At 59.6% G+C, this 13,707-nt stretch carries 9 protein-coding genes, 2 tRNA genes and 3 rRNA genes; 4 read left to right on the top strand and 10 right to left on the bottom strand.

The window, feature by feature from the left end:
* Positions 1-159: 159 nt before the first annotated feature.
* Entirely contained in the window at positions 160-2,250 is a 2,091-nt protein-coding gene (uvrB, locus tag LXM88_RS16855; RefSeq protein ID WP_262534528.1) for an excinuclease ABC subunit UvrB, read from the bottom strand.
* Between uvrB and LXM88_RS16860 the strand changes: the two genes are divergently transcribed.
* Together LXM88_RS16860 and LXM88_RS16865 are read left to right on the top strand one after the other, a co-directional pair.
* Positions 2,249-2,473, top strand: coding sequence for a hypothetical protein (locus LXM88_RS16860; RefSeq protein WP_262534531.1), 225 nt, complete (start codon positions 2,249-2,251; stop codon positions 2,471-2,473). The two genes, uvrB and LXM88_RS16860, sit on opposite strands and share 2 nt — an antisense overlap.
* Before the next feature lie 27 nt (positions 2,474-2,500).
* Positions 2,501-3,700, top strand: coding sequence for an amino acid aminotransferase (locus LXM88_RS16865; protein ID WP_262534533.1), 1,200 nt, complete (start codon positions 2,501-2,503; stop codon positions 3,698-3,700).
* A 122-nt stretch (positions 3,701-3,822) separates the two neighbouring features.
* Here LXM88_RS16865 and LXM88_RS16870 read toward each other — a convergent pair whose 3' ends face one another.
* Positions 3,823-4,611, bottom strand: a complete 789-nt coding sequence (locus LXM88_RS16870; RefSeq protein ID WP_262534536.1) for a 3-hydroxybutyrate dehydrogenase — start codon at positions 4,609-4,611, stop codon at positions 3,823-3,825.
* Between the two features lie 164 nt (positions 4,612-4,775).
* Here LXM88_RS16870 and LXM88_RS16875 point away from each other — a divergent pair, with 164 nt between their 5' ends.
* Both LXM88_RS16875 and LXM88_RS16880 read left to right on the top strand, forming a co-directional pair.
* Positions 4,776-5,747 carry a potassium channel beta subunit family protein gene (locus tag LXM88_RS16875; protein WP_262534538.1) on the top strand — a complete coding sequence of 324 codons (972 nt, stop codon included), beginning with the start codon at positions 4,776-4,778 and terminating at the stop codon, positions 5,745-5,747.
* 111 nt (positions 5,748-5,858) lie between these two features.
* Positions 5,859-6,704 carry a 23S rRNA (adenine(2030)-N(6))-methyltransferase RlmJ gene (locus LXM88_RS16880; protein WP_174382326.1) on the top strand — a complete coding sequence of 282 codons (846 nt, stop codon included), beginning with the start codon at positions 5,859-5,861 and terminating at the stop codon, positions 6,702-6,704.
* A gap of 15 nt (positions 6,705-6,719) precedes the next feature.
* Here the strand turns inward: LXM88_RS16880 and LXM88_RS16885 are convergent, their stop codons facing one another.
* The 8 genes from LXM88_RS16885 to LXM88_RS16920 form a co-directional block, all read right to left on the bottom strand.
* Positions 6,720-7,055: a hypothetical protein gene (locus tag LXM88_RS16885; protein ID WP_262534544.1), complete on the bottom strand. Its 336-nt coding sequence runs from the start codon at positions 7,053-7,055 to the stop codon at positions 6,720-6,722.
* A 145-nt stretch (positions 7,056-7,200) separates the two neighbouring features.
* Complete coding sequence (locus LXM88_RS16890; RefSeq protein WP_006478295.1) at positions 7,201-7,347, bottom strand: DUF3563 family protein; 147 nt, start codon at positions 7,345-7,347, stop codon at positions 7,201-7,203.
* 216 nt (positions 7,348-7,563) lie between these two features.
* Positions 7,564-7,968 carry a Cu(I)-responsive transcriptional regulator gene (cueR, locus tag LXM88_RS16895; RefSeq protein ID WP_262534643.1) on the bottom strand — a complete coding sequence of 135 codons (405 nt, stop codon included), beginning with the start codon at positions 7,966-7,968 and terminating at the stop codon, positions 7,564-7,566.
* Between the two features lie 258 nt (positions 7,969-8,226).
* Positions 8,227-8,339, bottom strand: a 5S ribosomal RNA gene (gene rrf / locus LXM88_RS16900).
* 181 nt (positions 8,340-8,520) lie between these two features.
* Positions 8,521-11,401, bottom strand: a 23S ribosomal RNA gene (locus LXM88_RS16905).
* 346 nt (positions 11,402-11,747) lie between these two features.
* Positions 11,748-11,823, bottom strand: a tRNA-Ala gene (locus LXM88_RS16910).
* Between the two features lie 92 nt (positions 11,824-11,915).
* Positions 11,916-11,992 (bottom strand) — tRNA-Ile (locus tag LXM88_RS16915).
* A gap of 63 nt (positions 11,993-12,055) precedes the next feature.
* Positions 12,056-13,586 (bottom strand): 16S ribosomal RNA (locus tag LXM88_RS16920).
* Together the 16S, 23S and 5S rRNA genes with 2 tRNA genes alongside form the textbook arrangement of a ribosomal RNA operon.
* Between the last annotated feature and the right edge of the window lie 121 nt (positions 13,587-13,707).

Genomic DNA, 13,707 nt, shown 5'->3' on the forward strand with positions numbered 1-13,707 from the left:
AACACTAACGCAATGAAGAACGTTAATGCGAACAATTCTCAATAATTGCGGAGTTTAGCACCGAACCTGTTCCGGAACAAACCGGATACCGTGTAAACCCCTGATCCGACAAGGCTTACAGACCCGTTACTGACAGGTTTTGGTGACGTTTGGAAAGAATTACCGGCCGCCGTTGATGTGGTCGCCGACGTTTGCACCGAACACGCGCTCGCGCAGTAGCGCTAGCTGGTCACGCGTCGCGGCGGCCTTCTCGAACTCGAGGTTCTTCGCGTAGTCGGCCATCTGCTTCTCGAGACGCTTGATTTCCTTCGCGAGCTGCTTTTCCGACATGTCCTCGAATTTCGCGCGCTGCTGCGCCTCCTTCAGTTCCGCACGCGCTTCGTCGGCGTTGTAGACGCCGTCGATGATGTCCTTGATGCGCTTCACGACGCCGCGCGGCGTAATGCCCATTTTCTCGTTGTGCGCGATCTGCTTCGCGCGGCGCCGCTCGGTTTCGCCGATCGCGCGCTTCATCGACTCGGTCATCGTGTCGGCATACAGGATCGCCTTGCCGTTCACGTTCCGCGCGGCGCGGCCGATCGTCTGGATCAGCGAGCGCTCGGCACGCAGGAAGCCTTCCTTGTCCGCATCGAGGATCGCGACGAGCGACACTTCGGGAATGTCGAGGCCCTCGCGCAGCAGGTTGATCCCGACCAGCACGTCGAACGTGCCGAGCCGCAGGTCGCGGATGATCTCGACCCGCTCGACCGTGTCGATGTCGCTGTGCAGGTAGCGCACCTTGACGCCATGGTCGGCCAGAAACTCGGTGAGTTGCTCGGCCATGCGCTTCGTCAGCACGGTGATCAGCACGCGCTCGCCGGCGTTCACGCGCGCGTTGATCTCGGTCAGCACGTCGTCGACCTGCGAACTCGCCGGCCGCACTTCGATTTCCGGATCGACGAGCCCCGTCGGCCGCACGACCTGTTCCGCGATCTGCCCCGTCACGCGCTTCTCGTAGTCGGCCGGCGTGGCCGACACGAACACGACCTGGCGCATCTTGCGTTCGAACTCGGGGAACTTGAGCGGCCGGTTGTCGAGCGCCGACGGCAGGCGAAACCCGTAATTGACGAGGTTTTCCTTGCGCGCGCGGTCGCCGTTGTACATGCCGTTCAGCTGGCCGATCAGCACGTGCGATTCGTCGAGCAGCATCAGCGCATCGGGCGGCAGGTAGTCGACAAGCGTCGGCGGCGGGTCGCCGGGCGCCGCGCCCGAGAAATGCCGCGAGTAGTTCTCGATGCCCTTGCAGAAGCCGAGCTCCTGCAGCATCTCGAGATCGAAGCGCGTGCGCTGCTCGAGGCGCTGCGCCTCGACGAGCTTGCCGTCGCGGTGAAAGAACTCGAGGCGTTCGCGCAATTCGTCCTTGATCGTCTCGACCGCGCGCATCACGGTGTCGCGCGGCGTCACGTAGTGCGACGACGGATACACGGTGAAGCGCGGAATCTTCTGCCGCACGCGTCCGGTCAGCGGGTCGAACAGGTGCAGCGTCTCGACCTCGTCGTCGAACAGCTCGACGCGCACGGCCATTTCCGCGTGTTCGGCCGGGAAGATGTCGATCGTGTCGCCACGCACGCGGAACGTGCCGCGCTGAAAGTCCTGCTCGTTGCGCGTGTACTGCATCGCGATCAGCCGCGCGATCACGTCGCGCTGGCCGAGCTTGTCGCCGGTGCGCAGCGTCAGGATCATCTGATGGTATTCGGACGGGTTGCCGATACCGTAGATCGCCGACACCGTCGCGACGATCACCACGTCGCGACGCTCCATCAGGCTCTTCGTCGCCGACAGCCGCATCTGCTCGATGTGCTCGTTGATCGACGAATCCTTCTCGATGAACAGGTCGCGCTGCGGCACGTACGCCTCAGGCTGGTAGTAGTCGTAGTACGAGACGAAGTACTCGACCGCGTTGCGCGGAAAGAACTCGCGGAACTCGGCATAGAGCTGTGCCGCGAGCGTCTTGTTCGGCGCGAACACGATCGCCGGGCGGCCGAGCCGCGCGATCGTGTTCGCCATCGTGAAGGTCTTGCCCGAACCCGTCACGCCGAGCAGCGTCTGGAAGGCAAGGCCGTCGCCGATGCCTTCGACGAGCGTCTCGATCGCGGTCGGCTGGTCGCCTGCGGGCGGATACGGTTGATACAGCTGGAACGGCGACCCTTCGAAGGTAACGAATTTGGATTCGTCGAGCGCGTCGCCGGCTTCGGCATGATGTTCGGACATGGAATGCGGCTGGAGCGAGGGCAAAGGAACCATTCTAGCGCTTCGCGGCCGCGCGATCTGCTGTCGGCTCCTGCCGCGCGACGGCCGCCCGAAATCGCGATTCGCCGCCGAATCGCCCGCCCCCGCCAGCGCGAATTCGCTACAATATCAGGCTGCTGCGCTTTCCGGCGTCGCGCCGTTGGCGCGCGGTTCGCTGCGCCCGCCCCGCCGGCTGAAAGCCTGACCCTCTTTTCACTACTGCCGAATCATCATGTCGCTCTTCTCCGCTGTCCAGCTTGCTCCCCGCGACCCGATCCTGGGCCTGAACGAAGCCTTCAACGCCGATACGCGTCCGACCAAGGTCAACCTCGGCGTCGGCGTGTACACGAACGAAGAAGGCAAGATTCCGCTGCTGCGCGCGGTTCGCGAAGCGGAGAAGGTGCGTGTCGAGGCCGGCCTGCCGCGCGGCTACCTGCCGATCGACGGGATCGCCGCCTACGATGCGGCCGTGCAGAAGCTGCTGCTCGGCAACGATTCGCCGCTGATCGCAGCGGGCCGCGTGGTCACGGCCCAGGCACTGGGCGGCACGGGTGCACTGAAGATCGGCGCCGATTTCCTGCGCACCGTGAACCCGAACGTGAAGGTCGCGATCAGCGATCCGAGCTGGGAAAACCACCGCGCGCTGTTCGAAGCGGCCGGCTTCGAAGTCGTCGCGTACCCGTATTACGACGCCGCCACCAACGGCGTGAACTTCGAAGGCATGCTGTCGGCGCTGAACGGCTATGCTGCGGGCACGGTCGTCGTGCTGCACGCGTGCTGCCACAACCCGACCGGCGTGGACCTGACCGAAGCGCAATGGCAACAAGTCGTCGACGTCGTGAAGGCGCGCAACCTGGTGCCGTTCCTCGACATGGCGTACCAGGGCTTCGGCGAGAACATCGAAGCCGATGCGGCCGCCGTGCGTCTGTTTGCCGCGGCCGACCTGAACGCGTTCGTATCGTCGTCGTTCTCGAAGTCGTTCTCGCTGTACGGCGAGCGCGTCGGCGCGCTGTCGATCATCACGTCGAGCAAGGAAGAAGCCACGCGCGTGCTGTCGCAACTGAAGCGCGTGATCCGCACGAACTACTCGAACCCGCCGACCCATGGCGGCGCGGTGGTCGCAGCGGTGCTCGCCTCGCCGGAACTGCACGCTTCGTGGGTGCAGGAACTCGGCGAAATGCGCGATCGCATTCGCGCGATGCGCAACGGTCTCGTCGAGCGCCTGAAGGCAAGCGGCGTCGATCGCGACTTCAGCTTCATCAACGCGCAGCGCGGGATGTTCTCGTATTCGGGCCTGACCTCGGCGCAAGTCGACCGCCTGCGCGACGAGTTCGGCATCTATGCGGTCGGCACGGGCCGGATCTGCGTCGCAGCGCTGAACACGCGCAACCTCGACGTGGTCGCCAATGCCGTCGCAGCCGTGCTGAAGTAACTCGGCGCCAGCGGGCGGCAGCCGTCACCGGCCCCGCCCTGCCGACATGAAAAACGCGCTCCCCGGAGCGCGTTTTTTTATGCCGTCCTGCGCAGCGGGCGGCTACACCGCCCGCGCCCGCGTTACTGCATGAACCAGCCGTGGCTGACGACGACCGACTGGCCCGTCAGCGCGGCGCTCGGGAACGCCGACAGGAACAGCACCGTCTGCGCGACGTCCTGCACCGTCGTGAACACGCCGTCGACCGTGTTGCCGAGCATCACCTTCTTCACCACTTCCTCTTCGCTGATCCCGAGCTCCTTCGCCTGCTCGGGAATCTGCTTGTCCACCAGCGGCGTGCGCACGAAGCCCGGACACACGACGTGCGAACGCACGTTGTGCTTCGCGCCTTCCTTCGCGAGCACGCGTGCGAGGCCGAGCAGGCCGTGCTTGGCCGTCACGTACGCCGACTTCAGCGGCGACGCTTCGTGCGAATGCACCGAACCCATGTAGATCACGACGCCGCCGCGATCGTCCTTGTACATGTGCTTGAGCGCGGCCTTCGTCGTCAGGAACGCGCCGTCGACGTGGATCGCCTGCATCTTCTTCCAGTCGGAGAACGCGTAGTTCTCGATCGGGTTGACGATCTGGATGCCCGCGTTCGACACGAGGATGTCGACCGAGCCGAACGCTTCGGCGACCTTGTCGATGCCGCTGTTCACGGCTTCCTCGTTCGTCACGTCCATCGCGACGCCGATCGCCTTGCCGCCTGCCTTGTTGATCTCGTCGGCGACCGCATTTGCGCCGTCCTGGTTCAGGTCGGCGATCGCGACGGCCGCGCCCGCTTTCGCGAGCTCCAGCGCGATTTCCTTGCCGATGCCGCTCGCGGCGCCCGTGACGACTGCGGTCTTGCCGCTCAGATCTGCTGCCATGTCCGTCTCCTCCCGTTATCGGATCGATAAAACACGCGCCCGCCGCATCCGCTTGCATCGCGCGACTGTACCGGCGGGCCAGCCGTCATTGTGCACGATCGGCCCCGCCGTTCGCGCGCAAAACGTCTAAGCTTAAGGTCGGTTCCGTCACGCAGGAGATTCGCATGGACTATCGACGGCTAGGCCGTTCCGGCCTGCAGATCAGCGCGCTCTCGCTCGGCTCGTGGGTCACCTACGGCAACCAGGTCGACCAGCGAGTGGCGCGCGAATGCCTCGCCGCGGCCCGCGACGCGGGTGTCAATTTCTTCGACAACGCCGAGGTGTACGCCGGCGGCAAATCCGAGGAAATCATGGGCCAGGCGCTCAAGTCGCTCGACTGGCCGCGCATCAGCTATATCGTGTCCACGAAGTTCTTCTGGGGGCTCGCGGAAGCACCGAACCAGTATCACACGCTGAACCGGAAATACCTGCTGAACGCGATCGACGGCTCGCTGCGCCGCCTGCAGCTCGACTATGTCGACCTCGTCTATTGCCATCGCCCCGATCCGAACACGCCGATCGAGGAAACCGTCTGGGCGATGAGCGACATGATCGTGCGCGGCAAGGCGCTGTACTGGGGCACGTCGGAATGGAGCGCCGACGAGATCCGCGCCGCGTTCGAGATCGCCGATCGGCATCACCTGCACAAGCCGGTCGTCGAGCAACCCCAGTACAACCTGTTCCACCGCACGCGGGTCGAACGGGAATATGCGCGGCTCTACGACGACTACGGTCTTGGTCTCACGACCTGGAGCCCGCTGGCCTCGGGCCTGCTCACCGGCAAATACCGCAACGGCGTGCCGCCCGGCAGCCGCGCGCAGTTGCAGGGCTACGACTGGATGCGCGACCGGTTGACCGATCAGGCCAGCAACGAAATCGTCGAACGGCTCGGCGGGATCGCGGCCGACCTCGGTTGCAGCACCGGCCAGCTCGCGATCGCATGGGTGCTCGCGAATCCGCGCGTGAGTTCGGTAATCACCGGTGCATCGCGGATCGAGCAGATCGGCGATAACATGCGCGCGCTCGACGTCGCCGCGAAGCTGACGCCGGATGTGAAGCAACGCATCGAGGAGGTGGTCGGCAACGCATACGAATAAGGCGACTCACGGCCACTCGCGTACAATACGCGGCCGCATCGGCGCCCTGCCTGACGGCAGCGCCCGATCGACCGCTTTTATCGATTCACCTTCTGTTTCAGGCAGCCCGCCATGCTCAGTTATCGTCACGGTTTTCACGCAGGCAACCACGCGGACGTGCTCAAGCACGCCGTCGTCGTCCAACTGCTGCGCTACCTGAACAAGAAAGACAAGTCGTACTGGTACATCGATACGCATGCCGGTGCCGGCGTGTATTCGCTGCGCGACGGCTACGCGGCAAAGACGGCAGAATTCGACACCGGCATCGGCCGGCTGTGGAACGACAAGAACCTGCCGGAAGCGCTGGGCGATTATGTGGACGAAGTCCGCGCGCTGAATGACGACGGCGAGCTGCGCTTCTACCCGGGTTCCCCGTATATCGCATGGCGATCGATGCGCGAGCAGGACCGGATGCGCCTGTTCGAAATGCACACGACGGAAATCGACGTGCTGCGCCACAACTTCCGCGACGCGGGGCGACGCGCGATGATCTTCGCCGGTGACGGCTTCGAAGGCATCAAGGCGCTGCTGCCGCCGCCGCCGCGACGCGCACTCGTGCTGATCGACCCGTCCTACGAGGACAAGAAGGATTACGCGCGTACGGTTAGCTGCGTGACGGAATGCCTGAAGCGTTTCGCGACGGGCTGTTATGCGATCTGGTATCCGCAGGTCACGCGGACGGAATCGCAGCGCTTTCCCGAGCAGTTGAAGCGCCTGCAACCGAACAACTGGCTGCACCTGACGCTGACGGTATCGAATCCGCCTGACGATGGACTGGGCCTCTACGGCAGCGGGATGTTCATCCTGAATCCGCCGTACACGCTCGCCCAGAGCATGAACGAGGCACTGCCCTATCTGGTCGAGATGCTCGGACAGGACAGCGGCGCCCGCTGTCAGATCGAGCAGCGCGGCAACTGATCCGGCGACCGGCCGTTACGGCTGCGGCCTCGGCGCAAGTCTCGGCTGGTTGGCCGGCGGCGCGCCCCAGCCGGGCACATTGATATACGGCGCGACGAACAGCGGCACCGACGTGTTCGGCGCTTGCCCGGCCGGCGCCCGCATGCCCGCCGGTTCGACGATCGGCTCGGACGACAACGGTGCTGTCTGCAGCACCAACCCGCCCTTGCCGTCCTGGATGCCGCGTTGCGTATCGAGGACCAGCGGTTTGGACGAAGTCGCGGCACCGGCCGCGAGGCCATGGACAAGCACGGCCGCGCCCAGAACGAGACGCGCGCGGGCACGGCGACGCACATCGAGACGCAAACGCATGATCGTGTCCTTCACGAGAAAAGCAGGCCCATACCATAGCGCCGCGTCGGCGATTTCGCCAGATCCGGCGCACAAAAAAACAAAGCCCCGTCAATACGGGGCTTGCTTTTCGTTCGGTGCCACACGGCACCTGACGGTGACTCGATTACAGCGAGTAGCCGTTGGTTTCGAGCGAGCGGATGCGGCTTTCGAGCTGGACGATGTCCGACGACGTGGCGAGGTAAGCCTCACGGCGCTCACGTTCTGCGGATTCGAACCAGTTGCTCAGCTTTTCGACGATGTAGGCGATCATGATGTTCTCCAAGGAAGGGGGACCCCTGGCGAATCGAGATTCAGGGATTTCCCGTATAGGGTATTCCCGAATTATAACGGCGCCGCACCAAGATGCTAGTGAAATACTTGCATGGAAGCCATTCCAATCCGGAATGACTGGCCGTCGATTTCACGTAACCCATTGATTTTTATAGATGTTGGATCGGGCGCCCATTTCCAGCTTTGAGTGTACGCACTAATCTGGTTCACTGACGGGGTCGCCCAGGCGCGCCAAAATCGGGCATTCGGGCCGTCCGTCACCGTGACAGTGCGCCGCCAGGTCCGCCAGCGTATCGCGCATGTCACTCAGCTCCGCGATGCGCTTGTCGAGTTCGGCCACGTGCTCGAGGGCGATCGACTTCACCTCGGCGCTGGCGCGGGAGCGGTCTTGCCAGAGCATCAGCAGCTTACGGATGTCCTCGACGAGAAAGCCAAGTCGCCGGGCCTGGCGGATAAAGCGCAGGGTGTGGATTTCGTCCGTGCCATAGATCCGGTAGCCCGCGTCAGTACGCTTGCTCGGTGCAAGCAGGCCAACCTCTTCGTAGTACCGGATCATTTTTGCGCTGACTCCGGATTCGCGCGACGCGTCGCCGATATTCATTCCCCGCCCTCTCCATCAAGTTCCGGTTTCGAACATGAACGTCGACGAACGCAATCGCCGACGACATTTCGATCGTATCAAATCGCGCGGTTTCGTTCCGCGGTGGGCGCTGGTAGAGGGATGGAAGACGGCTGATCCGGCCTGTGCCAGTGGGAAGCGATGATAGAGCACGCTGGACTGTTACTTTGCCCCGCGGACATTTCGGCCGCCGAAATGCAAAAACCCCCGCCTTTCGGGCGGGGGTTTCTGGCTTAGGGAGCCTGACGATTACCTACTTTCACACGGGAATCCGCACTATCATCGGCGTAGAGTCGTTTCACGGTCCTGTTCGGGATGGGAAGGGGTGGGACCGACTCGCTATGGTCATCAGGCAAAGAGGGTTGTCGCGCTGCTTCGCAGCACGACCAATCGGGAAGAAGCAGTAATTTTGAGTTGTGAGCTGTATCTCACACGTACGCGGTTGCTCAACCGTCGTACGTCGAGTGCGCTGCACTCGACGCTCGATGTCCGTAAGCGCTGAAGCGCTAACGGGCATCGAGACAGACTTGTTATAGGATCAAGCCTTACGGGCAATTAGTATCAGTTAGCTGAACGCATTACTGCGCTTACACACCTGACCTATCAACGTCCTGGTCTCGAACGACCCTTCAAGGGGATCTAGTCCCCAGGGATATCTCATCTTAAGGCGAGTTTCCCGCTTAGATGCTTTCAGCGGTTATCTCTTCCGAACATAGCTACCCGGCGATGCCACTGGCGTGACAACCGGTACACCAGAGGTTCGTCCCACTCCGGTCCTCTCGTACTAGGAGCAGCCCCCTTCAAATATCCAACGCCCACGGCAGATAGGGACCAAAACTGTCTCACGACGTTTTAAACCCAGCTCACGTACCTCTTTAAATGGCGAACAGCCATACCCTTGGGACCGGCTACAGCCCCAGGATGAGATGAGCCGACATCGAGGTGCCAAACACCGCCGTCGATATGAACTCTTGGGCGGTATCAGCCTGTTATCCCAGAGTACCTTTTATCCGTTGAGCGATGGCCCTTCCATACAGAACCACCGGATCACTATGACCTGCTTTCGCACCTGCTCGACTTGTCGGTCTCGCAGTTAAGCACGCTTATGCCATTGCACTATCAGCACGATTTCCGACCGTACCTAGCGTACCTTCGTACTCCTCCGTTACGCTTTGGGAGGAGACCGCCCCAGTCAAACTGCCTACCATGCACTGTCCCCGACCCGGATCACGGGCCAAGGTTAGAACCTCAAACAAACCAGGGTGGTATTTCAAGGACGGCTCCACCGAAACTAGCGTTCCGGTTTCATAGCCTCCCACCTATCCTACACAGATCGGTTCAAAGTCCAATGCAAAGCTACAGTAAAGGTTCATGGGGTCTTTCCGTCTAGCCGCGGGTAGATTGCATCATCACAAACACTTCAACTTCGCTGAGTCTCGGGAGGAGACAGTGTGGCCATCGTTACGCCATTCGTGCAGGTCGGAACTTACCCGACAAGGAATTTCGCTACCTTAGGACCGTTATAGTTACGGCCGCCGTTTACCGGGACTTCAATCAAGAGCTTGCACCCCATCATTTAATCTTCCGGCACCGGGCAGGCGTCACACCCTATACGTCCACTTTCGTGTTTGCAGAGTGCTGTGTTTTTATTAAACAGTCGCAGCCACCAGTTTATTGCAACCCCTTCACCCTCCTGGCGCAGGCCAGTCAAGCTACAAGGGCGTACCTTATCCCGAAGTTACGGTACCAATTTGCCGAGTTCCTTCTCCCGAGTTCTCTCAAGCGCCTTAGAATACTCATCTCGCCCACCTGTGTCGGTTTGCGGTACGGTCATCGTTAGACTGAAGCTTAGAGGCTTTTCTTGGAACCACTTCCAATTGCTTCGCTCCCTAAGGAGCTCGCGCCACACCCTTGAATTGCGCACCCGGATTTGCCTAAGTGCCTTCTCCAATGCAGCGACCGGGACTTCCAACACCCGGACAACCTTCCGCGATCCGTCCCCCCATCGCATCTAACAATGGTGCAGGAATATTGACCTGCTTCCCATCAGCTACGCATTTCTGCCTCGCCTTAGGGGCCGACTCACCCTACGCCGATGAACGTTGCGTAGGAAACCTTGGGCTTACGGCGAGGGGGCCTTTCACCCCCTTTATCGCTACTCATGTCAGCATTCGCACTTCCGATACCTCCAGCACGCTTTTCAACGCACCTTCGCAGGCTTACGGAACGCTCTCCTACCATGCGAGCATAGCTCGCATCCGCAGCTTCGGTATATAGCTTAGCCCCGTTACATCTTCCGCGCAGGACGACTCGATCAGTGAGCTATTACGCTTTCTTTAAAGGGTGGCTGCTTCTAAGCCAACCTCCTGACTGTTTTAGCCTTCCCACTTCGTTTCCCACTTAGCTATATTTGGGGACCTTAGCTGGCGGTCTGGGTTGTTTCCCTCTTGACACCGGACGTTAGCACCCGATGTCTGTCTCCCGTGATTGCACTCTTCGGTATTCGGAGTTTGCTATGGCGGGGTAATCTGCAATAGACCCCCCAACCATGACAGTGCTCTACCCCCGAAGGTGAGACACGAGGCACTACCTAAATAGTTTTCGGAGAGAACCAGCTATTTCCAAGTTTGTTTAGCCTTTCACCCCTATCCACAGCTCATCCCCTAACTTTTCAACGTTAGTGGGTTCGGACCTCCAGTACGTGTTACCGCACCTTCATCCTGGCCATGGATAGATCACTTGGTTTCGGGTCTACGCCCAGCAACTGAACGCCCTATTCGGACTCGCTTTCGCTACGCCTGCCCTATACGGTTAAGCTTGCTACTGAACGTAAGTCGCTGACCCATTATACAAAAGGTACGCCGTCACCCCTTACGAGGCTCCGACTGTTTGTATGCATGCGGTTTCAGGATCTATTTCACTCCCCTCCCGGGGTTCTTTTCGCCTTTCCCTCACGGTACTGGTTCACTATCGGTCGATCACGAGTATTTAGCCTTGGAGGATGGTCCCCCCATCTTCAGACAGGATTTCACGTGTCCCGCCCTACTTGTCGCACACCTAGTTCTTTCATACTGTTTTCGCCTACAGGGCTATCACCTGCTATGGCCGCACTTTCCAGAGCGTTCGGCTAACAATAAATAAAGAGTGCAAGGCTCATCCCATTTCGCTCGCCACTACTTTGGGAATCTCGGTTGATTTCTTTTCCTGCGGTTACTTAGATGTTTCAGTTCACCGCGTTCGCTTCACTAGACCTATGTATTCAGTCTAGGATGACCCAAAAGGGCCGGGTTTCCCCATTCGGACATCTACGGATCAAAGCTCGTTTGCCAGCTCCCCGTAGCTTTTCGCAGGCTACCGCGTCCTTCATCGCCTGTGATCGCCAAGGCATCCACCACATGCACTTGTTCGCTTGACCCTATAACGAGTCTGTCTCTCCGACAGTCGTTACAGGTTGAGTTTTCGCGTTGTGCCGTATTCCAATTGATGTCGGTCCGGCGTTAGCGCTTTAGCGCTTACGCTGGCCCCACTCCCGAAGGGAGTAGACCCGAATCATCTTGAGATACATCGATACAATCACAACCCGGATAGTTTCCACGTCCATCTCAAGACGCTTCCGCTATCCAAATTACTTACTTCTTCCAGATTGTTAAAGAACGACAGCCGATACGTACTACGTATCACTCTGACTGGCTCAATCGCCAATGGCAAATGCTCGTCTCACACGTCACTTTCGTGTGATCCAAACGCTTCCCATTGAAGATTGGTGGAGGCAGACGGGATCGAACCGACGACCCCCTGCTTGCAAAGCAGGTGCTCTCCCAGCTGAGCTATGCCCCCATGTACAGAATATTCTCAGGTATGAGCCTGTCGGCTTGAGGTACTCGTAAGCGCTAAAGCGCCAACGATCATCGACACGCCAGACAAGACAATGGTGGGTCTGGTTGGATTCGAACCAACGACCCCCGCCTTATCAAGACGGTGCTCTAACCGACTGAGCTACAGACCCCTGAGTCTGTCTTTAATTTACAGCCGATAAGCGTGAGCGCTCAACTTCGCGAGATAGCTCTGGAAAGGAGGTGATCCAGCCGCACCTTCCGATACGGCTACCTTGTTACGACTTCACCCCAGTCATGAATCCTACCGTGGTGACCGTCCTCCTTGCGGTTAGACTAGCCACTTCTGGTAAAACCCACTCCCATGGTGTGACGGGCGGTGTGTACAAGACCCGGGAACGTATTCACCGCGGCATGCTGATCCGCGATTACTAGCGATTCCAGCTTCATGCACTCGAGTTGCAGAGTGCAATCCGGACTACGATCGGTTTTCTGGGATTAGCTCCCCCTCGCGGGTTGGCAACCCTCTGTTCCGACCATTGTATGACGTGTGAAGCCCTACCCATAAGGGCCATGAGGACTTGACGTCATCCCCACCTTCCTCCGGTTTGTCACCGGCAGTCTCCTTAGAGTGCTCTTGCGTAGCAACTAAGGACAAGGGTTGCGCTCGTTGCGGGACTTAACCCAACATCTCACGACACGAGCTGACGACAGCCATGCAGCACCTGTGTATCGGTTCTCTTTCGAGCACTCCCCTCTCAGCAGGATTCCGACCATGTCAAGGGTAGGTAAGGTTTTTCGCGTTGCATCGAATTAATCCACATCATCCACCGCTTGTGCGGGTCCCCGTCAATTCCTTTGAGTTTTAATCTTGCGACCGTACTCCCCAGGCGGTCAACTTCACGCGTTAGCTACGTTACTAAGGAAATGAATCCCCAACAACTAGTTGACATCGTTTAGGGCGTGGACTACCAGGGTATCTAATCCTGTTTGCTCCCCACGCTTTCGTGCATGAGCGTCAGTATTGGCCCAGGGGGCTGCCTTCGCCATCGGTATTCCTCCACATCTCTACGCATTTCACTGCTACACGTGGAATTCTACCCCCCTCTGCCATACTCTAGCCTGCCAGTCACCAATGCAGTTCCCAGGTTGAGCCCGGGTATTTCACATCGGTCTTAGCAAACCGCCTGCGCACGCTTTACGCCCAGTAATTCCGATTAACGCTCGCACCCTACGTATTACCGCGGCTGCTGGCACGTAGTTAGCCGGTGCTTATTCTTCCGGTACCGTCATCCCCCGGCTATATTAGAACCAAGGATTTCTTTCCGGACAAAAGTGCTTTACAACCCGAAGGCCTTCTTCACACACGCGGCATTGCTGGATCAGGCTTTCGCCCATTGTCCAAAATTCCCCACTGCTGCCTCCCGTAGGAGTCTGGGCCGTGTCTCAGTCCCAGTGTGGCTGGTCGTCCTCTCAGACCAGCTACTGATCGTCGCCTTGGTAGGCCTTTACCCCACCAACTAGCTAATCAGCCATCGGCCAACCCTATAGCGCGAGGCCCGAAGGTCCCCCGCTTTCATCCGTAGATCGTATGCGGTATTAATCCGGCTTTCGCCGGGCTATCCCCCACTACAGGACATGTTCCGATGTATTACTCACCCGTTCGCCACTCGCCACCAGGTGCAAGCACCCGTGCTGCCGTTCGACTTGCATGTGTAAGGCATGCCGCCAGCGTTCAATCTGAGCCAGGATCAAACTCTTCAGTTTAAACCTGTTACTGTTTTCGGTTCTTTCGAACCGGTCGCTCACTCAAAGCTGACAGGAATATGAATTGCTTCATAAACCTGACTTACTTTAGTGTGAGACTCTTGATACTTTCGCTATCTGA

The sequence above is a fragment of the Burkholderia sp. S-53 genome (assembly GCF_025560745.1).
GTDB lineage: Bacteria > Pseudomonadota > Gammaproteobacteria > Burkholderiales > Burkholderiaceae > Burkholderia > Burkholderia pyrrocinia.